This window comes from Neobacillus bataviensis (assembly GCF_019969725.1).
Genome location: NZ_JAHXYW010000066.1, coordinates 1 through 433, shown reverse-complemented (window position 1 = coordinate 433; position 433 = coordinate 1). Strand labels below are relative to the sequence as shown.

1 protein-coding gene is annotated in these 433 nt (G+C 30.7%); it reads right to left on the bottom strand.

Translation table 11 applies throughout. The features are described from left to right. The coding region (locus tag LC455_RS31165; RefSeq protein WP_223596815.1) for a hypothetical protein at positions 1 to 212 on the bottom strand (212 nt) is incomplete at its 3' end. Positions 213 to 433 lie beyond the last annotated feature (221 nt).

The window sequence follows — 433 nt, the reverse complement described above, 5'->3', positions numbered from 1 at the left end:
GCTGAAAGAACATCAGAGCTGGAAATAAGGGTGGTAATATTTAAATTTTCAAAACCAGGCATCCCAAAAACGAAAGCAGGTTCTTTAGAAAAATTTTCAATTTTGATTTTGTCATTGACAGGAGTGTCAGAGTTCCCGTTATTGTCATCATTGCAGCCTTGAAATACAAGGGAAGCAAAGAGTAGGGCTCCGATAGTTTTGTTAATTTTCATAAATAGGTTTTTTGAATTTCGATTATGACAAAACTAAAGGTATAGTGTTAACTAAGTTTTAAGAAGACAAAACAAATAGTTTAAGATTAGATTATGATTTGTTAAGATAAGGTCAATAATTAGAATGGATATAAATAAAATGTCTTATTTTCAATGATTTAATCGCTGGTGGATTTGTTTGAATAGTATACAGCTTTCCAAAATTATTTAATCTCCCGCTG